This is a genomic window from Kitasatospora sp. NPDC059648 (assembly GCF_042734825.1).
Lineage (GTDB): Bacteria > Actinomycetota > Actinomycetes > Streptomycetales > Streptomycetaceae > Kitasatospora.
Genome location: NZ_JBHWDU010000052.1, coordinates 1 through 23,010 on the forward strand (window position 1 = coordinate 1; position 23,010 = coordinate 23,010).

Genomic DNA, 23,010 nt, shown 5'->3' on the forward strand with positions numbered 1-23,010 from the left:
TCACGCTGACGTCGTCGAGGGCGACGACCCGGGTCTCCCCCTCCCCGTAGACCTTGTTCAGACCGGTGGCGCGGGCGGCCGCCAGGCCGGTACGGACGGCGGTTGCGGGGAAGGTCACGAGGACTCCTGGGAACGAATCGGATTTTCCTACCGATCCATCCTCCCAAGTGGTCCGGGCTCGATGTGTATGCCGAGGGGGCGGTCGGCCCCCGCCGACCCGGTGGCGCGGCGAGGGCACCCTCCTCCTCAGGTATGACCTGTCCCCTGAGGGTCGAGGCAGCTGCCGGTCACTCCACCGCGACGCCGAAGGCCGTCGCCAGCCCGGCCAGACCGTTCGTCACCGCCCGTGGTGAGGGCGCCAACTGCCAGCCGCCGTCCGCCCGCCGGAAGCTCCCGAGCAGCATCGCGGAGTCCGGTATGCCGCCGTTGGCGCCCGGCCACTTGGCCGGCCCGTCCGCGCCCGGCCCGTACTCGGCGGCGACGGCCAGCCCGTACACGTGGCTGAGCGGCAGCGCCGGGGGCTCCTCCTCTTCCGTGGAGACCGCGAGCACCACCTCGTCGACGGCGGCCGGCAGCCGGTGCAGGTCCAGACTGAGCCGGACCGCCCGGGCCGGCTCGCCCGGCACCGAGTGGGTGGGGTGCAGGCGCACGGCGCCGTCCGGGTCCTGCGGGTTGTTGAAGAACACGAAGTGCTCGTCGCTCAGCACCCGGCCGCCGGCGCACAGGAACGCGGTGACGTCCAGCTCCACCGGGTCCCCGCCGGCCGTACGGCTCTGCCAGCTGACCGTGACGCTGCTCTGCGGAGCGGCCGGCTTGGCCTCCTTCGGCTTCGGCCCGGGCTCGGCGCCGCCGCCCGGTCCGCCGCCGAGCCGGCCGCGCAGGCCCTGCTCCGCCAGCAGCTCGACCAGCTCCGGCCCGCTCACCAGGGTCAGCGGCTTGCCCTCGATGTAGCTGTACGAGCCGCGGCCGAAGCCCGCCGTGGTGACCAGGATGCCCTTGATCGCGCCGTGGTGACGGACGGTGGACTCCAGGTCCCGCACGGCCGTCGGCGGCACGGTCTTCTTGTAGCGCTTCGCCTGGATCACGATCTTGCCGCCGGTCACCGGGTCCAGGTCCTCGGCCACCACGTCCACCCCGACGTCGCCGCTGCGGGCCGTGGTCATGACGCGGAAGCCGCGCAGCCGGAACAGCTCGGCGATCAGGTCCTCGAACTCCAGCGGATCCATCTCGAAGAGGTCCGGCTCGTCCTCGCCGAAGTGCCCGGCCAGGTTCCCGCCCACCGACTCCGGCAGCCGGTCCGGCTTCACCTCGTCCAGCCGCTCGGGCCGCGCCGACAGCCGGCCGCCCAGGCCCTGGAAGCACTCCACCGGCGCCACCCGGTCCAGCGCCAGTCCGGAGAACTCGGCCCGGGTCGCGGTCAGTGTGGACAGGAAGCGCTCCGCCTCCCGGCCGGTCGCCGGGTCGATGCCCAGCACGAAGCCGTTCAGCACCACCGAGTCCAGCATCCCGTCCCGGTCCGCCCGGAACAGCTCCGCGGCCACCCGCAGCGCCGACTGGGCCAGCACCTCCCGGTACAGCGCCTTGCGCTCGGTCGCCGGGCGGGCCACCTCGGCCTCGCGGTCCTCCGTCTTCACGTACCGCATCCGGGTGGCCGCCGGAACCACCTCCGGACCGGGCAGCTCCCAGTTCACCACCAGCTGACGGCTCGACGCCTCCCAGGCCGCCACCAGCCGGTGCGGGAAGCCCTCCGGCCAGGACGCCGAGGCGTACAGGCCGGCCGTGAAGTACTCCTGCACCGCCTCGGGGTCACCCGCCCGAAGCCGCCGCAGCAGCTCCTCGGTGCCGGCCCCGCGCTCCTCCTCCTGGCGGCGGAAGCCCTCCGCCCAGGCCAGGTACTCCTGGTGGTACGCGGCCAGCCGGCGCTGCCGGTCCGCCTCCTGCGCCTGCGCGGCGTACCAGTCCCGTTCGAACCGGGCCCGGGCCTGGGCCAGGTACTGCTCGTACTGCCGGCGCACCCCGGCGTTGCGGGCCTGTGCGGCGTCCGGCGGCGGCACGTGGTACTCGGCGGAGGTCTGGTCCGGCATCGGTACCGGCACGCCCAGCGGCCCCGGATCGAACGGCGGCACCGGGCGCGGCGCCAGCAGCGCCTGCGGCCCGAACGCCGGAGCGGCCAGCCCGGCCGCCAGCAGACCGCGCAACTCCGCGACCCGCGCGTCCAGTTCGGCCGTCCGCCGGGCGGCCTCCGCCTCCCGCGACTGCTGGTACGCGCGCTGCGCCTCCCGCTCGTCCCGGGCGGCCGCCCGCTGCGCCTCGCGCTGCGCGCGCTCGTGCCGGCGCAGTTCCGCCGCCTCGGCACGCCACCGGGCCTCCTCCCGGCGCTGCTGCTGCCGCTGCGCCTCCGCCCAGACCGCCAGCACCCCGCTGTTCCGCCGCCCCGCCACCAGCCACCCCTTCTTCCTCGCACCGACCCGGCCGCCCCGCGCCGCCTCCCGGCGACACCGCCGACCGCGCCCGCCACAATAGAACGTGGACGGCCCGACGGGCCAAGCGCCCGCGACCTGCGGAAGCGAACGGGGCCCAGGGCTCGGCCAGCAGCTCGCGTCGCGCGCACGGAGGGAACCGTCGGACAAGCACCCCCCGGGGCCGGCCCGGAACCTGACGGACGGTCAGTGGATCGCCGCGTCGGGCTCAGTCCCGTACTTCGGCGTACCAGCGCCAGTCGGTGCGCAGCGGCCGGCCGGGCAGGGCGGTGCGGCCGGTGGCCCAGAGCAGGGTGGGCCAAGGTGCGGCGACGAGCGGGACGTCGGGGAACAGCCGGGCCAGGGTCCGGGCGCAGACCTCGGCGGGCGGGGCCCAGGGCAGGCCGAGGCCCTGGGCGACGTCGTGGAGGTGGACCAGGGTCTCGACCAGGCTCATGGCCACGAAGCCGGTCGCGTCGGCCAGGCCCCACGGGTGGTACGCCCGCGCGTCCGGCGGCGCGACGCGGGCGACGGCCACCATCAACCCGCCGCTCGCGTCCAGCACTTCGAGCAGCCCCGGCACTCCCTCGGCCGGTTCGGCGCGGACGAAGTTGTTCGGGGCGCCGGGGGAGCGACGGGTCGCCGCGAAGGGCACGTACCGCTCGCGCGGCGGCCGCGCCGGGCCGAGCTGGGCGGCGTAGGCGAGGAGGTCGTCGGCGAGGTGCTCGACGGTCTCCCAGCAGCTCCAGCCGAGCGTGCCGGCGGGCCGCGACCAGTCCGCGTCCGCCGGGGCAGCGGACAGGGTGTCGACGGCGAGGCGCAGGGTGCGGGCGAGGTCGTCCGGGGTGGGTGAGTCGATCATGGGCTGCACGATAGGGCCTGTCCTCGGACTCCCGCAGGCGGCAGTTCGAGGACAGGCCCCGGAAGCGGCTCAGGGGCGGCGGCCGCGCTCGACGGCGGTGTGGATGCCGGGCGGGTTCTCGTGGGGGTGGGCGGAAAGGGGCCGTGGCCGTCCGGGGCTCCTTGCCGGTGCGCCGGTCGGCGGTCGGCGGTCGGCGGTCGGTCCTACCGGGCCCCCGGCCCCCGCCGTCTCGGGGATGCGGGGGTTGTCGGTGGCAGCGGGTAGCCTCACGAGGGTCGTCGACCCGACAGGGAGGGCTGCCCGTGACGATCCCCGCACCCCAGCACCCGGAGCGGCCGGCCGGCTGGGTCTCCACCGGCCTGAGCTGGCACGACGGCCGGGCCCTGCTCGGCGCCGTGCGCGGCGGCCGGGTGCACGAGCGCGCCGTCGCGCCGGGTACGGGGGTCGGCTGGCTGCTCGGCGGCCCGCGCCGTTGCACCGGGGCCTGGCTGGCCGGCGCGACGGAGCGCACGCCCTGCCCGCACCACGGGGAGATCGCCCCGGACGGCAGCGCCACCCAGTGCCCGGCCTGCCAGAGCGTGGACCGCGGCCTGGCGCTGGCCCGGGACCAGATCCTGGACGACGGGCGCACCTACCTGCTCTACCTCGCCTGGTTCGGCGAGGGCCTGCTGAAGGTCGGCCTGACCGCCGAGCAGCGCGGCGACAGCCGACTGCTCGAACAGGGCGCGCTGGCCTACGCGTTCACCGCGCGCGGCGGCCTGCCCGCGGTGCGCCGCGCCGAACTGACCGTCGCCGCCTCGGGGATGGCCCGCGAGCGCTACAAGCCCCGGCTGAAGACGGACCACTGGTGGGCGCACGGCGACGCCCCGCACCGCCGTGCGCTGCTCACCCAGGCCCGTGCCCGGGCGCACCGGCTGCTGGACGGCCACGCCGTGGAACTGCTCGCCGACCGTCCGGTGGTGGACCACGTGGAGCGCTTCGGCCTGGCCGGCGGCGCCCCCGAGGCCTACCGGGAGATCGCCGGCCTGGCCGCCGGTGCGGTGATCGCGGGCACGCTGCGTCCGCCGGTGGGCCGGCACCTCTTCCTCGACCAGCCGGACGGCTCCGGCCCGCTCCTGCTGGACACCCGGCGGCTCACCGGCTGGACGCTCACGCCCGTCACCGGACGGGCCTCCGAGGGCCTGGTGCTGGAGGAGCGGGTCCGCCCGCCGGAGCCGGACACCCAGGAGGCGCTGTTCTGAGCCCGGAAGGCCCGCTCGGCACCCTCAAGCTCAACGGCTTCGAGAACGACGCCCTGATCACCGACACCTCGCTGCGCGCCTACGGTTGGCCCTTCCCCACCCGGGCGGTGGAACTGCCGGGCGTCGGCCACTACCGCCCCGAGGACGTGCCGGAGGCCGTCGCCGAGCTGGTGGCACGCTTCCTCGCCGAGGCCGAAGCCTGACCGGACGGCGTCGGAGGTCAGCCCAGCCTGCCGCGAAGCCCGCCCGGACCGGAGCGCGCCCGGCGGGACAGCGGGGGCCGGGACGGCCGGACGTCAGCGCGCCCGACGGCGGCCGGCTCGGCGGCCTCGGCGGCGCGCCGGGCCAGGGCGGCCCGGGCGGTGGCCAGGGCGAGGCGGGCGAGCAGCGGGTCCTCCCGGAGGCCCGCCGTGCGCTTGGACGTCTGGCAGGGCGAGCACCAGACCGGCGAGGCCGGCCCGTCCGGGTACACCATGCCCTCCGGCGGGAGGTAGTGCCCACCGCACTCGACGCACTCGAAGACCATTCTCATCCGACGATCACCGTCCCGGATCCGTGGCACCGACCGCAGGGCGACCAGTAGTCGTGAACCCTGGGCACCATGCTCCCTTCCTCGTCCAGTTCGACCGTTGCCTCGGTCTTCTGGGTCCCTCCGGACCCGCCGCAACCGGAGCAGGACTGAACCTCGGGCATATGCCGTCCTTCCGTAGCGGAGCACCACCGTAGCGCGATTCTCCGTCAGGAAGCACCGGCCACGGCCATCCACCACCCGTTCGGGGAGCGCGAACTGCCTTCGCACGCCCCGAGAACGGGGGTCGGCCCCCCGCCTGAGCACCAGAGCGGGGGCCGACCGTCTTCGGGGGGCTCAGCCGCGGGCGGCCCGCAGGAACTCCCGGTTCATCGCCGCGATGCTGGGCAGCGGGATGCCCTTGGGGCAGGCGGTGGCGCACTCGCCGGTGTTGGTGCAGCCGCCGAAGCCCTCGGCGTCCATCGCCGAGACCATGTTCCGCACCCGGGCGGCCCGTTCGGGCGCGCCCTGGGGCAGTACGTTGAGGTGCACCACCTTGGCGGAGGTGAAAAGCATCGCCGAGCCGTTCGGGCAGGCGGCCACGCAGGCGCCGCAGCCGATGCACTCGGCGTGCTCGAAGGCGGTGTCCGCGGCCTCCTTGGGGACTGGCGTGGCGTGCGCTTCGGGGGCGCTGCCGGTGGGGGCGGTGATGTAGCCGCCGGAGCCGATGATCCGGTCGAAGGCCGAGCGGTCCACCACCAGGTCCTTGACCACCGGGAAGGCCGCCGCCCGCCACGGTTCGACGTCGATGGTGTCGCCGTCCCGGAAGTGCCGCATGTGCAACTGGCAGGTGGTGGTGCGTTCCGGGCCGTGCGCCTGGCCGTTGATGACCATGCCGCAGGCGCCGCAGATGCCCTCGCGGCAGTCGTGGTCGAAGGCGACCGGCTGGTCGCCGCGGGTGATCAGTTCCTCGTTGAGGGTGTCCAGCATCTCCAGGAAGGACATGTCCGGGCTGATGCCGCTGACCTGGTAGGTGGTCATAGAGCCGGGTGCGTCCGGGCCCGCCTGGCGCCAGATGCGCAGGGTGAGGTTCATGCGTAGCTCCGCTGGGTGGGGTGGACGTGGTCGAAGTCGAGGTGCTCGCGGTGGAGCACGGGAGCCGCGCCGGTGGCGGTGAACTCCCAGGCGGCGGCGTAGGCGAACTCGTCGTCGCGCCGGGCGGCCTCGCCGTCGGGGGTCTGGCTCTCGGTGCGGAAGTGGCCGCCGCAGGACTCGGCACGGTGCAGCGCGTCCAGGCACATCAGCTCGGCCAGCTCGAAGTAGTCGACCAGCCGGTTGGCCTTCTCCAGCGACTGGTTGAGCTCCTGCCCGGTGCCGGGCACCTTGATCCGGCGCCAGAACTCCTCGCGCAGCTGCGGGATCCGCTCCAGCGCGCGCCTGAGTCCGGCCTCGTCGCGGGCCATCCCGCACTCGTCCCACAGGAGTTCGCCGAGTTCGCGGTGGAAGGAGTCCGGGGTGCGGTCGCCGTCGACGGAGAGGATCAGGTTGAGCCGGTCCTCGGCCTCGGCCTCGACCTCGGTGAGCACCGGGTGGTCGGCGGGCACCGCGGCGACCGGGTTGCGGGCCAGGTAGTCGTTGATGGTCGGCGGCAGCACGAAGTAGCCGTCGGCGAGGCCCTGCATCAGGGCGCTGGCGCCGAGCCGGTTGGCGCCGTGGTCGGAGAAGTTGGCCTCGCCGATCGCGAACAGGCCGGGGACGCTGGTCTGCAGGTCGTAGTCGACCCAGAGCCCGCCCATCGTGTAGTGGATCGCCGGATAGATCCGCATCGGCACCTGGTACGGGTCCTCGGCGGTGATCCGCTCGTACATCTCGAAGAGGTTGCCGTACTTGGCCTCGACGGCGTCCCGGCCCATCCGGCGGATCGCGTCGGCGAAGTCCAGGTACACGCCCTGGCCGCCGGGGCCCACGCCGCGGCCCTCGTCGCAGACGTTCTTGGCGGCCCGGGAGGCGATGTCGCGGGGCACCAGGTTGCCGAAGGAGGGGTAGATCCGCTCCAGGTAGTAGTCCCGCTCCTCCTCGGGGATCCGCTCGGGCGGGCGGGTGTCGCCCTGGGCCTTGGGCACCCAGATCCGGCCGTCGTTGCGCAGCGACTCGCTCATCAGGGTGAGCTTGGACTGGTGGTCGCCGGAGCGGGGGATGCAGGTGGGGTGGATCTGGGTGAAGCACGGGTTGGCGAAGTAGGCGCCGCGCCGGTGGGCCCGCCAGATCGCGGTGGCGTTGGAGTTCTTGGCGTTGGTGGAGAGGTAGAAGACGTTGCCGTAGCCGCCGGTGGCGAGGACGACGGCGTCCGCCGTGTAGCTGGTGATCCTCCCGGTGACCAGGTCGCGGGCCACGATGCCGCGGGCCCGGCCGTCGACCACCAGCAGGTCGAGCATCTCGGTGCGCGGGTGCATCTCCACGTTCCCGGCGGCGATCTGCCGGGAGAGCGCCTGGTAGGCGCCGAGCAGCAGCTGCTGGCCGGTCTGGCCGCGGGCGTAGAAGGTGCGGGAGACCTGCACGCCGCCGAAGGAGCGGGTGTCCAGCAGGCCGCCGTACTCGCGGGCGAAGGGCACGCCCTGGGCCACGCACTGGTCGATGATCTCCACCGAGACCTGGGCGAGCCGGTGCACGTTGGACTCGCGGGCGCGGAAGTCGCCGCCCTTGACGGTGTCGTAGAACAGCCGGCGGATCGAGTCGCCGTCGTTGCGGTAGTTCTTGGCCGCGTTGATGCCGCCCTGGGCGGCGATCGAGTGGGCGCGTCGCGGGGAGTCCTGGAAGCAGAACTGGACGACGTGGTAGCCCTGTTCGGCGAGGGTGGCGCCGGCCGCGCCGCCGGCCAGGCCGGTGCCGACCACGATCACGGTGTGCTTGCGCCGGTTGGCCGGGTTGACCAGCCTGGCGTCGAACCGCCGCTGGTCCCAGCGCTGTTCGATCGGCCCGGCGGGGGCCTTGGTGTCGGCGATCGGCTCGCCGAGGGTGTAGTCCAGGTAGCTCATTTGACGACTCCGGTCATCACGGCGACGGGGACGGACAGGAAGCCGGCCGTCAGCAGCAGCGCCAGCCCGTTGGCGGTCAGCTTCAGCGCCCGGTCGCGGCGGGCGTTGTTGGCGCCGAGGGTCTGCGCGGCGCTCCAGAAGCCGTGCCGGATGTGGAGGCCGAGGGCCAGCATCGCGACGATGTAGATCACGTCGCTGTACCAGCGGCCGAAGGTGCCTACGATGTTCTGGTAGACGTGGCCGTGCTCGGCGACCGGGTTCACGGTGAGCGTGGTGAGGTCGAGGATGTGCCACACGACGAACAGGCCCAGGATCACCCCGCCCCAGCGCATGGTCCGGGTCGCGTAGCTGGCGCGGCGGCGCTGGTGCACGTACTTGCTCGGGCGGGCGGCGAGGTCCCGGCGGCTCAGCTGGTACGCCGACACGCCGTGCAGGACGACGGAGGCCAGCAGGGCCGGGCGGGCGATCCACAGGAACCACTCGCGGCCCAGGAACGGCTGGCCGATGGTGCGCAGCCAGGCCGCGTAGCCGTTGATGTCGTCTGGGCCGAAGAACACCTTGAGGTTCCCCAGCATGTGCGCGACCAGGTACAGCAGCATGACCAGTCCGGTGACGGCCATGACCGCCTTCTTGCCGACGGTCGACCGCCACAGGGTCGCCAGGGTGGACGGATGCCGGCCCGTCCGAGTCGCGGTTGTCATGGCAGCAACGGTAGGGAGGGTCGCAAGGGTGCGTCCAAGACATGCTGCGGCTGATGACGATAGTCGTAGCCTATCGAGGCGGCGTAGCCTGGTCGGGTGCAGCTCCAGCAACTCCGCTACTTCCTGGCCGTCGCCGAGACCCGGCACTTCACCCGGGCCGCCGAGGCCGAGCACGTCGCCCAGCCCTCGCTCTCCCAGCAGATCCGGGCGCTGGAGCGGGAGTTGGGGGCCGAACTGTTCCACCGAACCCGGGGCAACATCGCCCTCACCGATGCCGGGGACGCCCTGCTGCCGCTGGCCCGACGCATCCTCGCGGACACCGAGAGCGCCCGCCTTGCCGTCCAGGAGACGGTGCAGCTGCGCCGGGGCCGGGTGCGGCTGGGCGCGCCGCCGAGCCTGTGCACCAGCCTGGTGCCGGACGTGCTGCGGGTGTTCCGGGACCGCTACCCGGGCGTCGCGCTGGGGGTGCGCGAGGGCGGCTCGCGGGACCTGGTGCGCTGGCTGGCGGCGGGCGAGCTGGACCTCGCGCTGGTCATCACCCCGCCCAGCGGGGAGGCCGCGCCCGCCCTCGCCGTCACCGAACTGCTGCACGAGGAGCTGGTGCTGGTCTCGGCCGCCGGGCCCGCCCGGCGCCCGGTGCGGGTGGCGGAGCTGCGGGGGCAGCCGCTGGTGATGTTCCGGGAGGGCTACGACGTGCGCGAGGCCGCCCTGGCAGCCTGCCGGGCGGCCGGCTTCGAGCCCGAGTTCGCCGTCGAGGGCGGGGAGATGGACGCGGTGCTGGGCTTCGTCCGGGCCGGGCTCGGACCGGCGGTGGTGCCCGGCATGGTGGCGGCCCGGTCCGGCCTGTCCGTCACCCCGTTCGCCGGCCCGGGCCTGGGCCGCACCATCGCGGTCGCGCACGGCCGCGAGGTGCCGCTCACCCGGGCCGCCGAGGCGCTGCACGAGACCCTGCTGGCGCATCTGCGGGACGCCGCCGGAGAGGGCGAACTCCCGCCCGGCACGAGGCTGTTGCTGTAACGGCGGAGGGCCGCCCGAAGGCGGCCCCCGTCGGTGCGCGGCGGGCGTCAGGACGGCAGCACGGCCTCGATCGCGGCGATCAGCTCCGCCGACTCCGGCTCGACGCGCGGGCGCAGGCGCGCGGCGACGGTGCCGTCCGGGGAGACGAGGAACTTCTCGAAGTTCCAGCTGACGTCCCCGGCCTGGCCCTCGGCGTCGGCGACCTCGGCCAGCTGCCGGTACAGCGGGTGCCGGTCGTCACCGTTGACGTCGATCTTCTCGAACAGCGGGAAGGTCACCCCGTAGGTGGTCGAGCAGAAGCTCTGGATCTCCTCGGCGCTGCCCGGCTCCTGCCCGGCGAACTGGTTGCAGGGGAAGCCCAGCACGGTGAAACCGCGCCCGGCGTACCGCTTCTGGAGGTTCTCCAGGCCGGTGTACTGCGGGGTCAGGCCGCACTTGGAGGCGACGTTGACGATCAGCAGTGCCTTGCCCTTGTGGTCGGCCAGCGAGGTGGCCTCGCCGTCGAGGGTGCGCAGCGGGATGTCGTACAGGCTCACGGTGGTGGGTCCTTTCGGCAGGTTGGCAGCGGGTCTCGCCCGGGCACACGGTAGCGGCCCCGGACGGCTCAACCGGGTCGGCCCCGCCGGTGTTCCGTGCGGGGCCGTCGGTGCCCGCGGGCGCGGGGGCGTACGGAGCGGCTCGTACGCCCCCGCTCCTTCACCGGCTCAGAGGGCCAGCGGCTTGATGGCGGTCGGCGCGTGCTCGGGGAGGGTGGCCAGCTCCTCCCACTCGTTGACCTTGTCGATGTCGGCGGCGGCCATCGAGATGTTGGTGACCCGCTCCAGGATCGCCTCGACCACGACCGGGACGCGGAACTCGGCGGCCAGCTTCTTGGCCTCCTCGAAGGCCGGCAGCAGGCCCTCCGGCTCGGTGACCCGGATCGCCTTGCAGCCCAGGCCCTCGGCGACCCGGACGTGGTCCACGCCGTAGACGCCCAGCTCCGGCGCGTTGATGTTCTCGAACTCCAGCTTGACCTGGAAGTCGATGTCGAAGTTGCGCTGCGCCTGGCGGATCAGGCCCAGGTAGGAGTTGTTGACCAGCACGTGGACGTACGGGATCCGGTGCTGGGCGCCGACCGCCAGCTCCTCGATCATGAACTGGAAGTCGTAGTCGCCGGAGAGGGCGACGACCTGGCCCTCGGGATCGGCGGTGGCGACGCCCAGCGCGGCCGGGACGGTCCAGCCCAGCGGGCCGGCCTGGCCGCAGTTGATCCAGTGCCGCGGCCTGTAGACGTGCAGCATCTGCGCGCCCGCGATCTGGGACAGGCCGATGGTGGTGACGTACCGGGTCTCCGGGCCGAAGGCCTTGTTCATCTCCTCGTACACGCGCTGCGGCTTGAGCGGCACGTTGTCGAAGTGGGTGCGGCGCTGGAGCCGCGCCTTGCGCTCCTGGGTGGAGGCGGCCCACTCGCTGCGGTCCTTGAGGGAACCCGCGGCCTTGAGCTCCTCGGCGACCTGGACGAACAGTTCCAGGGCGGCCTTGGCGTCGGAGGCGATGCCGAGCTCGGGGGCGAAGATCCTGCCGATCTGGGTGGGCTCGACGTCCACGTGGACGAACTTGCGGCCCGCGGTGTAGACGTCCAGGCCGCCGGTGTGGCGGTTGGCCCAGCGGTTGCCGATGCCGAGGACGAAGTCGGAGGCGAGGAAGTTCTCGTTGCCGTAGCGGTGCGAGGTCTGCAGGCCGACCATGCCGGCGTTCAGCTCGTGGTCGTCCGGGACGATGCCCCAGCCCATCAGGGTCGGGATCACCGGCACGCCGGTCAGCTCGGCGAACTCCAGCAGCAGCTCGGAGGCGTCGGCGTTGATGACGCCGCCGCCGGCCACGATCAGCGGGCGCTCGGACTCCTGGAGCAGCGCGAGGGCCTTCTCGATCTGGATCCGGTTGGCGGCCGGCTTGTAGACCGGCAGCGGCTGGTAGGCCTCCGGGTCGAAGTCGATCTCGGTCAGCTGGACGTCGATCGGCAGGTCGATCAGGACCGGGCCGGGGCGCCCGGAGCGCATCAGGTGGAAGGCCTGCTGGAACACGCCGGGGACCTGCGCGGCCTCCAGGACGGTGGTGGCGGCCTTGGTCACCGGCTTGGCGATCGAGGCGATGTCGACGGCCTGGAAGTCCTCCTTGTGGAGGCGGGCGACCGGGGCCTGGCCGGTGATGCACAGGATCGGGACGGAGTCGGCGATCGCGGAGTACAGGCCGGTGATCATGTCGGTGCCGGCCGGACCCGAGGTGCCGATGCACACGCCGATGTTGCCGGCCTTGGCGCGGGTGTAGCCCTCGGCCATGTGCGAGGCGCCCTCGACGTGCCGGGCCAGGGTGTGCCTGATCCCGCCGGAGGCCTTGAGGGCGGCGTAGAAGGGGTTGATCGCGGCGCCCGGCACGCCGAAGGCGACGTCGACGCCTTCGAGCTTGAGGATCTCCACGGCCGCGCGGGCGGCTGTCATACGGGGCATCGGTTCTCTCCTGCGTCGGCCCGCAGTGGGTCGGAGGGCTCATCTCCTGAATTCCACCATACGGAAGAATGGTTTCTGTATGCGGAAACACGGTAGGGTCGGGTCCGGCGGGGAGTCAAGGGGCACTTCAACAGAATGTGTAAGGCCCGAGCGTGTGCTCCCGGGCGGTCGAATTCGTACGCCAGAACCATGTTCGTGCTGGCGTGTCCGGGGAAGCGGAACCTCCGGGCCGGAATGCGCAGCCGCCGTGCAGTGCCCGTGAAGGGACGGTGCCCCAGGTCGGCCCGGCCCGCGGGGCTGGGTACCGTCGGTGCCACCCCGGGCCCGGGGTGTCCGGCGGGGGCCGTGGCAGGGGGCGCGGGAGCGCCGGACGGGGGCATCGTCGGCGGCCCGACCAGGAGCCCCCGACCGCAGCGCACCGCATCGCACGGCACCGCACCGACCCGACACCCGCCGACCGCCCGGACTCGCGGCCGAACCGCTGTCGCCCCGTCCGTCGCCCGCCTCCGTCACCTCCACCCCTGCCCGGCCCCTGCCCCACAGCCGTCCTCACCCCCGCACCCCGCACGCCCGTCCCGCAACGGCGCGCCCGCAGCGGCGGGCGCGCGGAAGGAACGCCGCCATGCGCCGCACCCCTGCCCGACCCCCGGCGGTGACCGGGTGAACCGTCCGCCCCGCCGCCGCCAGGGCCCGCCGGGCCGCCCCCGGAAGAACGCCCCGCCGGGCCGCCGCCGACCCCCGCTCGCCGTGCTGCGCGCCGTCCCCTGGCGGCACGACCTGCCCGCCTCGCTGGTGGTGTGCCTGGTCGCCCTCCCGCTCTGCGTCGGGGTGGCCGTCGCCTCCGGCGTCCCGGCCGAACTGGGGCTGGCCACCGGCATCGTCGGCGGCCTGGTCGTCGGCCTGCTGCCCGGCAGCAGCCTCCAGGTCAGCGGGCCCGCCGCCGGACTGACCGTGCTGGTCGCCGACGCCGTCCAGCAGTTCGGCGTCGCCGCGCTCGGCCCGCTGGTGCTCGCTGCCGGCCTGCTCCAGCTGGCGATGGGCGCGCTACGGCTCGGCCGCTGGTTCCGCGCGATGTCCGCCTCGGTGGTGCACGGCATGCTGGCCGGCATCGGGCTGACCCTGGTGTCCGGCCAGCTGTACTCGCTCGCCGACCGCCGCGCCCCCGGCACCGGCCCGCAGAAGCTCGCCGGACTGCCCGCCCTGCTGACCGACGTGGTGACCGCCGCCGCCAACCCCGGTGCCGTCGCCCTCGGCCTGGGCACGCTACTGCTGCTCGTCGCCTGGAAGCACCTGCCCGGCCGCGCGGCCCGGGCCGTCCCCGGGCCGCTGGCCGCCGTCGGCCTGGCCACCGCCCTCTCCGCCGCGGCCGACCTGCCGGTGGCCCGGGTCCGGGTCTCCGCCCTGCTCGACGTCGTCCACCTGCCCGGGCCCGCCGGGCTCGGCGCCCTGGTCGGCGCCGCCGGGCTCGGGACGGTCGTCGCCTTCACCCTGATCGCCTCCGCCGAGACGCTGTTCAGCGCCGCCGCCGTCGACCGGATGCACCACGGCCCGCGCACCGACTACGACCGCGAACTCACCGCCCAGGGCCTCGGCAACACCGTCTGCGGACTGCTCGGCGCCCTGCCGATGACCGCCGTGATCGTGCGCAGCGCCGCCAACGTCCAGGCGGGCGCCCGCACCAGGGCCTCGCGCTTCCTGCACGGGCTGTGGCTGCTCCTGTTCACCGCCCTGCTGCCCGGCGTGCTCGGGCTGGTCCCGCTCACCGCGCTGGCCGCCGTCCTGGTGCACGCCGGGGCCAGGCTGGTGCCGCTGCGCCGGATCGTCGCACTGTGCCGGGGGCACCGGGGCGAGGCGCTGGTGCTCGGGGCGACGGCGGTCGCGATCGTCGCCACCGACCTGTTCGAGGGGGTGCTGATCGGTGTCGGGCTGGCGGTGGCCAAGTCCGCCTGGCAGACCTCCCACCTGCAGATCTCCGTCGAGGAGGTGGTGCTGACGGACGGTCGGCCGCTGCACCGGGTGCGGCTGAGCGGCAACGCCACCTTCCTCCGGCTGCCCCGGCTGCTGGACGCCCTGGAACGGCTGCCCGGCGACCGGCCGGTGGAACTGGACTGGACCGGACTGCGCCACCTGGACCACGCGTGCACGCTGGCCCTCGCCTCCTGGGCCGACCAGCACCGGGCCCGCGCCAGCGCTCCGCTGGCCGTCGAACCGCCGCTGCCGACCGTCGTCTGACGGCGGGTCGGGGACGGACCCTAACCTGGTCGCGGCCCGGAGTGGTCCGGGCCGCGACCGGTGCCGTCGGATGACAAGGAGCGCAGAACCGTGATCGCAGCCTTTTCGGTGACCCCGCTGGGGATCGGCGAGGACGTGGGGGAGGCGGTGGCAGCGGCCGTCCGGGTGGTCCGGGCCAGCGGGCTGCCGAACCGTACGGACGCGATGTTCACCAGCATCGAGGGGGAGTGGGACGAGGTGATGCCGGTGATCAGGGCGGCGATCGAGGCGGTGAAGGCGTACGGCAACCGGGTGAGCACGGTCATCAAGATCGACGACCGGGCCGGGGTCACCGACGGCCTCACCGCCAAGGTCGCCTCGGTCGAGCGGCACCTCGCGGAGGGCTGAGGGCCTCAGCCGGTGGTGGGCTGTGCGGCGGTCGCCTCGACCGGGTCGACCGCCGCGGCCCGCGGTTGACGGGTGCTCAGCAGCCGGTCCAGGGAGTAGGGGCCGGAGCCGAGGACCGCGATCGCCAGGAAGGCCCAGCAGAACATCACGGAGGGCTCGCCCCCGTTCTGCAGCGGCAGCAGCGCGTGCTCCTGGTGCACGGTGAAGTAGGCGTAGGCCATCGAGCCGGAGCAGAGCAGGGCGGCGTACCGGGTGCCGGCCCCGAGGAGCACCAGGGAGCCGCCGGCCAGTTGGATCAGGGCGGCCCACCAGCCCGGCCACTGACCGAGCGGGAGGCTGCCGCCGCCCTTGGTGCCGCCGAGGACGCCGAAGACCGAGGTGGCGCCGTGGCAGGCGAAGAGCAGGCCGACGACGGCCCGAAAGGCCGTCAGGACGATGGGGCGGGCGGCCTCGACGGCCTGCTCGGGGGTCGCGTGGATGCGTGCGGACATGCCGGGAGCCTCCTGTGGGGGAGGAGGGATGGGGCGGCAAAGGTAGCGCTGGTCTAGTCCACTTGGCAATGCTCCGTCAGATGACGGCCGGGTCGTTCATCGCTATTTCTTGACCGATCGATCTCGAAAGGGCTAGCGTTCACGTCATGGCGCGAACGAAGGAATTCGATCCCGACGCGGCGCTCCAGGCGGCCGTCGAGCTGTTCTGGCGCCGCGGCTACGAGGCCACCTCGATGGCCGACCTGATCGAGGGGCTCGGCATCGCCCGGGCCAGCATCTACGCCACCTTCGGCAGCAAGCACGAGCTCTACCTGCGCGCGCTGGAGCGCTACAACGAGCAGCACAACCCGGGCCTGCTGGCAGAGCTGTCCCAGCCCGGCCCGGTCCTGCCGGCCGTCCGCGCCCTGGTGCGCCGGTACGCCGGAATGGGGGACGGGGACCGCAAGCGCGGCTGCTTCATCACCAACACGGCCGTCGAACTCGCTCCGCACGACGAGGCGGCGGCCCGCCGGGTGGAGGCCAGCTACGACCACCTGGAGACGGCGCTGACCGCCGCGCTGCTGCGCGCCGGGTCCCAGGGCGAACTGCCCGCCGGGCGGGAGCCGAGGGCGCTGGCCCGGATGCTGGTGGTGCTGCTGCAGGGGATCCGGGTGGTGGGCAAGACCACCGACGGCGCGCCCCGGGTGCGGGACGCCGCCGAGCAGGCGCTGGCGCTGCTGGACTGAACTCCGGCCGTCCGGCCGGTGCTGTTTGCTGTCCTTATTCTGGACCGAACGGTCTTGAAATATTGCAGGAGGGGGAGTTCCATGAGCGCCGCCGCGCCGACGGCCCGGTCGAGCTTCGCGCTGCTCGGCGTCGTCCAGGCCGTACTGGTCTTCACCATCATGATCCTCACCGTGCCGCTGCCCCTGGTCGCCCGGGAGCTCGGGCTCGGCCCGTCCGAGGTGCTGCTGCTCAGCGCCGCGTACGGGCTCTCCTTCGCAGCGCTGCTGCTGTCCGGCGGACGGCTGGCCGACCGTCACGGCGGCCGCGGGACGCTGCGGTGCGGCCTGGTACTGCTCGCCGCCGCCTCGGTGTCCTGCGCCCTCGCGCCCGGCTACCCCGTCCTGCTGGCCGGCCGCTTCGTCCAGGGCGCCGGTGCGGCGCTCACCGCCCCGGCCGCGGCCGCGGTGGTCCGCCGGCTGTACCCCGAACCCGCCGCCTACCGACGGGCGATGGCCAGCTGGGGCGGTCTCTCGGTGATCGGCGCGACGACCGGCAGCGTGGTGTCGGGCGCGGTCGCCGCCGTGGTGTCGTGGCGCTGGCTGTTCGCGGTGCCCGTCCTGGTCGCCCTGGCCGGCCTCGCCCGCTCCGGCTCGCTGCCCGCTCCCGCACCCGCCGGCCGCCGTCCGGCGCTCGACCTGCGCGGCGCCGCCCTCGCCACCACCGGTCTCTGCGCGACGAGTTACGCTCTGGTGGCCTCCACCGACCACGGCTGGCGGAACGCCGAGGTGCTCGCGCCGCTGGCCGCCGGCCTGCTTCTGCTACTGGCCTTCGCCGGCGCCGAACGCCGCACCGCCGACCCGCTGCTGCCACCCGGCTTCCTCGCCGACCGTCCCAGGGCCACCGCGCTGGTCGCCGTGATGGCGACCTCCGCGGGCACCGCACTGGCCTTCGTCCTGCTCTCGCTCTACCTCCAGCAACTGCGCGGCTGGAGCGCGGCCGGCACCTCCGCCGCCTTCCTGCCGTACGCGGCCGCCCTGCTGCTCTCCGGCCGTCTGGCCGGCCCGCTGACCGCGCGGTTCGGGCCGGTGCCGGTCACCGCCGCCGGCCTCGCCCTGGAAGGCGCGGGTCTCGCCCTGCTCGCGGGGATCGACCCCGCCGGCTCCTACGCCACCGGGTTGCTGCCCGGACTGCTCCTGCTGCCCGCCGGAGCCGCCGCCTCCTTCGCCGGAGCGGCCGTACTCGCCACCGGCGGCGTGGCACCCGAACGGACCGGCCTGGCCGCAGGTGTCCTCAACACCGCCATGGAGCTCGGCCCCACCGCCGGACTGGCCGCCCTGATGGCGCTCGCCGCGACCCGCCCGACCACCGTCGGCGGCTACGCCGTGGCCTTCGCGGCCGCCGCCGCGGGCCTGGCCCTCACCGCGGTCGCGGTCAGCGCCCTGTCCGGGAGCGGCGGCACCGCCTCGACCACCACCACCCCTGAACGCACCACTCGAATCAAGGAGTCCACGCCATGAGCACGCGTTTCGCCGACAAGTCCGTCCTGGTCACCGGCGGCGGCAGCGGCATCGGGCGGGGCATCGCGCTCGCCTTCGCCCGGGAGGGCGCCCGGGTCGCGGTCGCCGGGCGCAGCGCCGGCCCGCTGGCCGAGACCGTCGAACTCATCGAGCGGGCCGGTGGCAAGGCCGTCGCGCTGACCGGCGACGTGACGAACGGTGCGGACGCCGCCCGGCTGGTCCGGGAGACCGTCGAGCAGTTCGGCGGGCTGGACGTCGCCGTCAACAACGCCGGGGTGTTCGGCGCGGCCGGACCGGTCGCCGAGGTCGACGAGGACCAGTTCCGGAGGGTGTTCGAGATCAACGTGACCGGCACCCTGCTGGCGATGAAGCACCAGATCGGCCACATGCGGGCCCACGGCGGCGGCGCCATCGTCAACGTCTCGTCCAACCTGGGCGCCCACAGGCGGGCCGAGGGCGTCGGCGCCTACAGCGCCAGCAAGGCCGCCGTCACCGCGCTCACCCGCTCCGCCGCCCGCGACCACATCGGCGAGGGCGTGCGGATCAACACCGTCAGCCCCGGCCCGGTGGACACCCCGATGTCGTCCCGGCCCGGCGAGAGCGACGCGGACAAGAGCGACCGGATGAAGTCCGAGGTGCCGGTCGGCCGTTCCGGCGCGGTCGAGGAGATCGCCGCCGCCGTGCTGTACCTGGCCTCGCCGGAGGCGGGCTACACCGTCGGCGCGGACCTGGTGCTGGACGGCGGGATCACCGCCTGACCGGCGCGGCTCAGCCGTTCAACCAGTCACCGGGCACGGCCTCGTGGAGCGCGTCGAGCGCCTCCGGGGTCCGTGCCCGGGCCGCGATCCAGGCGTCCCCGACCGCCACGACCAGGACGTCCGGGCCCCCGTACCAGCGGAACTCCCGCCCCAGCGCGGGCAACTCCACGAAACCGTGGGGGAGTTCGTCATCCGATTCGAGGAAGTCGGACAACTCGTCGTCCTCCAGCAGCTTCTCGCTCACCGCCATCACGGCGGCCGCCGTCGAGAAGCGCTCCTCCCAGGGCTCCCAGTGCTCCTGCGACTTGTCCGCGAGGTCCGGCCGGGCCACCGTCGGCGGGTCCTCCTGGGCCAGGTCGTCCAGCAGCACGCCCCAGTGGGCGCAGCCCTGGTTCTCCGTCCGGTACACCAGCGCGCCGTCCAGCACGTGGAGTTCGTCCGGCGTCAGCAGCACGTCCTGGGAGCTGGTGAGGTCGGCCCGGCGCCCGAACAGCCGGTACGCCTCCCGCACTGCCACCGGCAGCCGCAGCCCGAGCCGCTGCTCGGCCGCGTCGAGTTCGGCGTCGGTGAAACCGTCCTGGGAGGTCAGCGGCTCGCCCCAGTACGCGGCGAAGCCCCGGACGAGGGCCCAGGCCTCCTCGCGGCCGCCGCGCAGGGTTTCGGCCATCGCGGCCGGCATGTCGAAATCCGTGTCGTTCACCCGGGCACCGTACGACGCCGCGCCGACAGCGCCGCCGGGCCCGAACCCTCGTCGGCGGACGACCGGCCGAATCTGACGCGAACGCGTAATCCCGGGGACACCGGTTGATCACTGCGGGGTTCCCGCGCCGTCGTTCGGGCAGGACACGGTTTCGGCCGAACCGACACACGAAAGGCGGATGCGCGACAGATGCCGACCGCACCGCACACCGCGCGCAGGAGCCGCTGGGGCGAGCACGGGCTCGCCTGGGCCTTCCTGCTGCCCTCCCTGGCGGTCTTCGCCCTGTTCATCGGCTACCCGCTGGGGCGGACGATCTACCTGAGCGGACACGCCAACGACCTCTTCGGCGCGCCCTCCCGCTACGTCGGGGCGAAGCACTACACCGACCTGCTGTCCTCGGCCGACTTCGGCCGGACGCTGGTCACCACGGGCCTGTTCACCCTGCTCACCGTGGTGCCCGGGGTGCTCGGCGCGCTGGTGCTGGTGCTGCTGCTGGAGAACCGCATCCGGGGCGTACGGCTGCTGCGCTCCGCCTTCGCGCTGCCCTTCGCCTTCTCGGTGGCCAGTGCCTCGGTGGTGTTCGCGGTGTTCTTCAACCCCGCCAGCGGGGTGCTCAACGGCCTGCTGTCGCACGTCGGCGTCGGCCCGATCGGCTGGCTCACCGACTCCCGGTACGCGCTGGTCTCGGTGGCCCTGACCACGGTCTGGATGAACCTCGGCTACAACGTGCTGGTGCTCTCGGCGGGCATCGGCTCGATCCCCGGTGAGGTCGTCGAGGCGGCCCGCATCGACGGCGCCTCCGGACTGCGGCTGGCCCGCTCGATCACCGTCCCGATGCTCGGCCCGAACCTGTTCTTCCTGACGGTGGTCTCCACCGTCCACGCACTGCAGAGTTTCGGCCAGATCCACATCCTCACCAAGGGCGGGCCGGACGGCTCCACCCGGACCCTCGTCTACTCGGTCTACGAGAAGGCCTTCGCCTACAACTCCAGCGACTTCGGCACGGCGAGCGCCCAGGCCGTGGTGCTGCTGGTGGTCGTCCTCGCCTGCACGGCCGTCCAGTTCGGCGTCCTGGAGCGGAAGGTGCACTACGCATGACCACGACCGTCAGTGAGACCGGGACCGGCACCGGGGCCGACGCGCCCCGCCCCCGCCCCCGGCTGCTCGCCGGGCGCTCCCCGCGCGACCTGCTGGCCCGCGCCGCCGTGTACCTGCTGCTGGCCGTCGCCCTGGTCACCGTGGCCCTCCCGGTGTACTACGCGATCGCCGGCGCCTTCATGGGCCCGTCCGAACTCTCCTCCTACCCGCCGGCGTTGGTGCCGCACTCGGTCACCGGCCGGAACTTCTCCGGCGCCGTGGACACCATCCCGCTGTTCCGGCAGTACGCCAACTCGGCGATCACGGCGACCGCGATCACCCTCGCCCAGCTGTTCACCTCGATCCTGGCCGCGTACGCCTTCGTCTTCCTTCCGCTGAAGGCCAGGGCCGTGGTGTTCGGCGTGTTCCTGGCCACTCTGATGGTCCCGTGGGAGGCCATCATCATCCCCAACTACCTGACCCTGTCGGACTGGGGCTTCGGCAACACCTACTTCGGCCTGGTCCTGCCGTTCCTGGCCTCCGGCTTCGGCACCTTCATGCTGCGCCAGGCCTTCCGGCAGCTGCCCGGCGAACTGCGGGACGCGGCGCGGATCGACGGGGCCGGCCACTGGCGCTTCCTGTGGCGGATCGTCGTCCCGCTGAACAGGCCGGCCCTGGCCGCGCTGTCGATCTACGTCTTCCTGTCGGCCTGGAACCAGTACTTCTGGCCGCTGATCATCACCCGCACGGCCGACATGCAGACCCTGCAGATCGGCCTCACCTCGCTGCGCGACTCCGAGATGGCCGACCCCGGGCTGATCCTGGCCGGTGTCGTGCTCTCGCTGCTGCCCACCCTCGCCCTGGTGGTCCTCGGCCAGCGGTTCATCGTCCGCGGCCTCACCGCGGGCGCCGTCCGCTGAGTCCGCTGACCCGTCGGCACCCGTCCCCTTCCGGAAAGAGAGACCCTCGTGAAGAAGAGTGCACGCGCGCTCGCGGCCCTGCTGGTGGCCGGCCTGTCCCTGACCGCCTGCGGTTCCGGCGGCTCCGACTCGGGCGCCTCCGCCGACGCGGGTGCCCCCGGGGCCCAGGCGCTGGACCAGGCCTCCGGCGTGACCACCGTCGAGTTCTGGCACTCGATGACCGGCAAGAACGCCGACGTGCTGAACGGGCTGGTCAGCCAGTTCAACGCCGCCCACCAGGGCAGGATCGAGGTCAAGGCGCAGTTCCAGGGCAAGTACGACGAGCTGGTCACCAAGTACAAGGCCGCGGTGCAGCAGAAGGGCACCCCCGCCCTCGTGCAGGTCTACGACATCGGCACCCGCTTCATGATCGACTCCAAGCAGACCGTCCCCGCCCAGGCCTTCGCCGACAAGGACGGCTACTCGTTGGACGACCTCGACCCCAACATCCGCAACTACTACTCGACGGGCGGCAAGCTGGTCTCGATGCCGTTCAACTCCTCGATGCCGCTGCTCTACCTGAACACCGACGCCTTCAAGGAGGCCGGCCTCGACCCGGCGCAGCCGCCCAAGGACCTCAACGAGCTGGGGGACCTGGCCAAGAAGCTCACCAAGAAGGACGCCGACGGCAAGACCGTCCGCTACGGCTTCGGCGCCGCCGTCTACGGCTGGTTCGTCGAGGAGCTGATCGCCGAGTCGGGGACCATGTACTGCGACAACGACAACGGGCGCAGCAGCAAGGCGGGCAAGGTCGTGTTCGACTCCGCCCAGGGCGCGCAGATCGTCCAGTGGTGGGCCGACCTGGTCAAGGGCGGCTACGCGGCGAACACCGGCCGGGTCACCGACGACGCCCAGGCCGCCTTCAAGTCAGGCACGGTGGCGATGCACCTGGAGTCCACCGGTGTGCTGCGCGGCTACACCGAGGCCGCCAGGTTCGGCGTCGGCACCGCACCGTTCCCCAAGGTCACCGCCGCCGACCAGGGAGGCCCGGCGATCGGCGGCGCTTCGCTGTGGATCAGCGGCCCGGGGCACTCGGACGCCGAGAAGCGGGCCGCCTGGGAGTTCGAGAAGTTCCTCACCGGCCCCGGGCAGCAGGCCGCCTGGCACACCGGCACCGGCTACTTCCCGGTCAACAGGAAGTCCCTGGACGACCCCAGGGACAAGGAGTGGGTGGCCAAGTACCCGCAGTTCCAGACGGCCATCGACCAGCTGAAGGCCACCAAGCCCACCCCGGCCACCGCCGGCTGCCTGCTCGGCGTGATGCCGCAGGCCCGCAAGGGCGTGGAGACCGCCATCGAGCAGACTGTCGCGGGCGGCAAGACCGCCCAGCAGGCCCTGGCCGACGCGGCCAAGGAGCTCCAGCCCGCGATCGAGGGCTACAACGGCTCGGTCGGCTGACCCGGCCCGCCCGTACGACGGCCCGCCCGGCGCACCACGCGTCCGGCGGGCCGTCGCCGTCGTGCCGTGACGCCGTGGGCCGGATCAGGCCGAGAGCGCCTCGCCGTCCTCGGGCAGCACGCACGCGCCCGCCAGCTCGTCCAGCGACAGGTCCAGCGCGAAGGCCAGCGCCGCGATGGTGAAGAACGACGGTGTCGGTGCCCGACCCGTCTCGATCTTCCGCAGCGTCTCCGCCGAGACACCGGCCACCGCCGCCACCTCGACCATGCTGCGCTCACCACGCGCCTCACGCAGCAGCGCCCCGAAGCGCTCCCCTCGCTCGCGCTCCCACGGGGTCAGCGGAGTCCTCACCATGCCGTCGAGTCTAGGGCCTCTCCTGAAACCCCCGTCACCGGACTGCGGCGCCGAACAGTGCGGATCTCGCACCGGGTCGGCGCGGCGATTCTCCGGATGAACGGGGCCGGATCGTCGGGTCGG

At 73.4% G+C, this 23,010-nt stretch carries 21 protein-coding genes and 1 pseudogene; 10 read left to right on the forward strand and 12 right to left on the reverse strand.

All coding sequences use genetic code 11. The features are described from left to right. From ACFV1W_RS26065 to ACFV1W_RS26075, 3 genes and pseudogenes are all read right to left on the reverse strand, one after another. A pseudogene (locus tag ACFV1W_RS26065) lies at positions 1 to 118 on the reverse strand (ABC transporter ATP-binding protein); the annotation flags it as partial. Between the two features lie 169 nt (positions 119 to 287). After that, positions 288 to 2,441: a restriction endonuclease gene (locus ACFV1W_RS26070; protein WP_380419659.1), complete on the reverse strand. Its 2,154-nt coding sequence runs from the start codon at positions 2,439 to 2,441 to the stop codon at positions 288 to 290. A 247-nt stretch (positions 2,442 to 2,688) separates the two neighbouring features. Continuing rightward, complete coding sequence (locus tag ACFV1W_RS26075; protein WP_380419660.1) at positions 2,689 to 3,321, reverse strand: maleylpyruvate isomerase N-terminal domain-containing protein; 633 nt, start codon at positions 3,319 to 3,321, stop codon at positions 2,689 to 2,691. Positions 3,322 to 3,623: 302 nt separating this feature from the next. On the opposite strand from ACFV1W_RS26075, the gene ACFV1W_RS26080 reads away from it, so the two are divergent. Beyond that, entirely contained in the window at positions 3,624 to 4,562 is a 939-nt protein-coding gene (locus ACFV1W_RS26080) for a DUF2797 domain-containing protein (RefSeq protein ID WP_380419661.1), read from the forward strand. A 220-nt stretch (positions 4,563 to 4,782) separates the two neighbouring features. Here ACFV1W_RS26080 and ACFV1W_RS26085 read toward each other — a convergent pair whose 3' ends face one another. From ACFV1W_RS26085 to ACFV1W_RS26100, 4 genes are all read right to left on the reverse strand, one after another. Further along, complete coding sequence (locus ACFV1W_RS26085; protein ID WP_380419662.1) at positions 4,783 to 5,094, reverse strand: hypothetical protein; 312 nt, start codon at positions 5,092 to 5,094, stop codon at positions 4,783 to 4,785. Positions 5,095 to 5,427: 333 nt separating this feature from the next. Continuing rightward, positions 5,428 to 6,165, reverse strand: coding sequence for a succinate dehydrogenase/fumarate reductase iron-sulfur subunit (locus tag ACFV1W_RS26090; protein WP_030285070.1), 738 nt, complete (start codon positions 6,163 to 6,165; stop codon positions 5,428 to 5,430). Then, entirely contained in the window at positions 6,162 to 8,105 is a 1,944-nt protein-coding gene (locus ACFV1W_RS26095; RefSeq protein WP_380419663.1) for a fumarate reductase/succinate dehydrogenase flavoprotein subunit, read from the reverse strand. Before ACFV1W_RS26095 ends, ACFV1W_RS26090 begins: the two co-directional genes overlap by 4 nt. Further along, positions 8,102 to 8,806 carry a succinate dehydrogenase cytochrome b subunit gene (locus ACFV1W_RS26100; RefSeq protein WP_380419664.1) on the reverse strand — a complete coding sequence of 235 codons (705 nt, stop codon included), beginning with the start codon at positions 8,804 to 8,806 and terminating at the stop codon, positions 8,102 to 8,104. The genes ACFV1W_RS26095 and ACFV1W_RS26100 overlap by 4 nt, the downstream gene beginning before the upstream one ends. A 96-nt stretch (positions 8,807 to 8,902) precedes the next feature. Here ACFV1W_RS26100 and ACFV1W_RS26105 point away from each other — a divergent pair, with 96 nt between their 5' ends. Further along, on the forward strand, positions 8,903 to 9,823 hold the full coding sequence (locus ACFV1W_RS26105) for a LysR family transcriptional regulator (protein ID WP_380419665.1): 921 nt from the start codon (positions 8,903 to 8,905) through the stop codon (positions 9,821 to 9,823). A gap of 47 nt (positions 9,824 to 9,870) precedes the next feature. Here the strand turns inward: ACFV1W_RS26105 and ACFV1W_RS26110 are convergent, their stop codons facing one another. Next, positions 9,871 to 10,359 (reverse strand): glutathione peroxidase, encoded by a 489-nt coding sequence (locus tag ACFV1W_RS26110; protein WP_380419666.1) that lies wholly within the window; start codon positions 10,357 to 10,359, stop codon positions 9,871 to 9,873. Positions 10,360 to 10,527: 168 nt separating this feature from the next. Next, positions 10,528 to 12,309 (reverse strand): glyoxylate carboligase, encoded by a 1,782-nt coding sequence (gene gcl / locus ACFV1W_RS26115; RefSeq protein WP_380419667.1) that lies wholly within the window; start codon positions 12,307 to 12,309, stop codon positions 10,528 to 10,530. A gap of 747 nt (positions 12,310 to 13,056) precedes the next feature. Here gcl and ACFV1W_RS26120 point away from each other — a divergent pair. Further along, entirely contained in the window at positions 13,057 to 14,541 is a 1,485-nt protein-coding gene (locus tag ACFV1W_RS26120) for a SulP family inorganic anion transporter (RefSeq protein WP_380419713.1), read from the forward strand. Between the two features lie 90 nt (positions 14,542 to 14,631). After that, a complete protein-coding gene (locus ACFV1W_RS26125; RefSeq protein ID WP_380419668.1) occupies positions 14,632 to 14,928 on the forward strand; it encodes an MTH1187 family thiamine-binding protein in 297 nt (98 codons plus the stop codon). Between the two features lie 5 nt (positions 14,929 to 14,933). On the opposite strand, the gene ACFV1W_RS26130 is transcribed toward ACFV1W_RS26125, so the two are convergent. After that, positions 14,934 to 15,419 (reverse strand): DoxX family protein, encoded by a 486-nt coding sequence (locus tag ACFV1W_RS26130; protein WP_380419669.1) that lies wholly within the window; start codon positions 15,417 to 15,419, stop codon positions 14,934 to 14,936. A 146-nt stretch (positions 15,420 to 15,565) separates the two neighbouring features. On the opposite strand from ACFV1W_RS26130, the gene ACFV1W_RS26135 reads away from it, so the two are divergent. From ACFV1W_RS26135 to ACFV1W_RS26145, 3 genes are all read left to right on the forward strand, one after another. After that, on the forward strand, positions 15,566 to 16,144 hold the full coding sequence (locus ACFV1W_RS26135; RefSeq protein WP_380419670.1) for a TetR/AcrR family transcriptional regulator: 579 nt from the start codon (positions 15,566 to 15,568) through the stop codon (positions 16,142 to 16,144). A gap of 81 nt (positions 16,145 to 16,225) precedes the next feature. Next, positions 16,226 to 17,641 (forward strand): MFS transporter, encoded by a 1,416-nt coding sequence (locus tag ACFV1W_RS26140; RefSeq protein ID WP_380419671.1) that lies wholly within the window; start codon positions 16,226 to 16,228, stop codon positions 17,639 to 17,641. Continuing rightward, positions 17,638 to 18,399 carry an SDR family NAD(P)-dependent oxidoreductase gene (locus ACFV1W_RS26145; RefSeq protein ID WP_380419672.1) on the forward strand — a complete coding sequence of 254 codons (762 nt, stop codon included), beginning with the start codon at positions 17,638 to 17,640 and terminating at the stop codon, positions 18,397 to 18,399. Before ACFV1W_RS26140 ends, ACFV1W_RS26145 begins: the two co-directional genes overlap by 4 nt. Positions 18,400 to 18,409: 10 nt before the next feature. Here the strand turns inward: ACFV1W_RS26145 and ACFV1W_RS26150 are convergent, their stop codons facing one another. Next, positions 18,410 to 19,099 (reverse strand): SMI1/KNR4 family protein, encoded by a 690-nt coding sequence (locus ACFV1W_RS26150; RefSeq protein ID WP_380419673.1) that lies wholly within the window; start codon positions 19,097 to 19,099, stop codon positions 18,410 to 18,412. Positions 19,100 to 19,288: 189 nt separating this feature from the next. Here ACFV1W_RS26150 and ACFV1W_RS26155 point away from each other — a divergent pair, with 189 nt between their 5' ends. The 3 genes from ACFV1W_RS26155 to ACFV1W_RS26165 are packed head-to-tail and all read left to right on the forward strand — an operon-like array spanning position 19,289 to position 22,533. Beyond that, on the forward strand, positions 19,289 to 20,197 hold the full coding sequence (locus ACFV1W_RS26155) for a carbohydrate ABC transporter permease (protein WP_380419674.1): 909 nt from the start codon (positions 19,289 to 19,291) through the stop codon (positions 20,195 to 20,197). After that, complete coding sequence (locus ACFV1W_RS26160; protein WP_380419675.1) at positions 20,194 to 21,096, forward strand: carbohydrate ABC transporter permease; 903 nt, start codon at positions 20,194 to 20,196, stop codon at positions 21,094 to 21,096. Before ACFV1W_RS26155 ends, ACFV1W_RS26160 begins: the two co-directional genes overlap by 4 nt. A gap of 48 nt (positions 21,097 to 21,144) precedes the next feature. Then, positions 21,145 to 22,533: an ABC transporter substrate-binding protein gene (locus ACFV1W_RS26165; protein ID WP_380419676.1), complete on the forward strand. Its 1,389-nt coding sequence runs from the start codon at positions 21,145 to 21,147 to the stop codon at positions 22,531 to 22,533. 84 nt (positions 22,534 to 22,617) lie between these two features. Here the strand turns inward: ACFV1W_RS26165 and ACFV1W_RS26170 are convergent, their stop codons facing one another. Continuing rightward, positions 22,618 to 22,887, reverse strand: a complete 270-nt coding sequence (locus tag ACFV1W_RS26170; protein WP_030285102.1) for a helix-turn-helix domain-containing protein — start codon at positions 22,885 to 22,887, stop codon at positions 22,618 to 22,620. Between the last annotated feature and the right edge of the window lie 123 nt (positions 22,888 to 23,010).